An 865-nucleotide genomic window follows, 5' to 3' on the forward strand; every position below is an offset into this window, starting at 1 on the left:
CGAGAGATTCATAAGAAAACGTCATCCTTTCTAGTCTAGCTTTTTTAGAAAGAATAACGTTTTTTTACACTTGGGGGTAGTGAAGATTTTTAAGTTGATGGGCATGTATGAAAATCCTTATTATGATAATAGCACATTTGCTTCACATTTCTATGACCCTGACAATGGGAAAACTTATATTCCGTATGCAAAGCAAGCAAAGGAAACAGGAGCTAAATATTTTAAATTAGCTGGTGAGTCTTATAAAAATAAAGATATGAAACAAGCGTTCTTCTATTTAGGATTATCTCTTCATTATTTAGGGGATGTAAACCAACCGATGCATGCGGCAAACTTTACGAATCTATCGTATCCACAAGGATTCCATTCTAAATATGAAAACTTTGTAGATACGATAAAAGATAATTATAAAGTAACGGATGGAAATGGATATTGGAACTGGAAAGGTACGAATCCAGAAGATTGGATTCATGGAGCAGCAGTAGTTGCGAAACAAGATTACGCTGGCATTGTAAATGATAATACGAAAGATTGGTTCGTGAGAGCTGCTGTATCACAAGAATATGCAGATAAATGGCGCGCTGAAGTTACACCAATGACAGGTAAGCGTTTAATGGATGCACAACGTGTTACTGCTGGATATATTCAGCTTTGGTTTGATACGTACGGAAATCGTTAAGTATTTAAAAAAGGTCAAATCTCAGAATAGAGTATTTGGCCTTTTTATCACTATACAATACATGGGGGTATGAAACGCATGCCCATCAACTTAAAAATCTTCACTACCCCCAAGTGTAAAAAAACGTTATTCTTTCTAAAAAAGCTAGACTAGAAAGGATGACGTTTTCTTATGAATCTCTCGATT

Annotated in this window: 1 pseudogene; it reads left to right on the forward strand. The window is 35.3% G+C overall.

Features of this window, described 5'->3' with window-relative positions:
* Nucleotides 1-106: 106 nt before the first annotated feature.
* Nucleotides 107-679, forward strand: a pseudogene (gene cerA / locus MR168_RS33005) (phospholipase CerA); the annotation flags it as partial.
* Nucleotides 680-865 lie beyond the last annotated feature (186 nt).

It is taken from the genome of Bacillus cereus group sp. BfR-BA-01356 (assembly GCF_022663635.1).
Lineage (GTDB): Bacteria > Bacillota > Bacilli > Bacillales > Bacillaceae_G > Bacillus_A > Bacillus_A cereus.